Source organism: Synechococcus sp. CCY 9618 (genome assembly GCF_019038415.1).
GTDB lineage: Bacteria > Cyanobacteriota > Cyanobacteriia > PCC-6307 > Cyanobiaceae > Cyanobium.
On sequence record NZ_JAFKRG010000114.1, the window covers coordinates 1 to 243 of the forward strand.

1 pseudogene is annotated in these 243 nt (G+C 70.8%); it reads left to right on the plus strand.

Going from position 1 to position 243, the window contains the following annotated elements:
- Positions 1-243, plus strand: a pseudogene (locus KUG41_RS15360) (DUF4912 domain-containing protein); the annotation flags it as partial.

Consider the following 243-nt stretch of genomic DNA (forward strand, 5'->3'; position numbering starts at 1 on the left):
GTGGCGGCGGCTGGATCTCCCTGGCCTTCTCCTCCGTGGCCCGGGTGCCGGCCCTGCACCCCTCCGAGCAGATCCTCGATCAGTTCGTCCCCTTCTCACTGGACGCTGTCCCCTCTGCAGCCGGCCTGCCGGCTCCGGCGCAGGAGGTCCACGCCGATCTGCACGAACGCCTCTACCAGAGCGCCACCCGGCCGTTGCGCCGCCTGGGCCGCGGATCCGAGGCCTTCCATGAGATCGATTCCG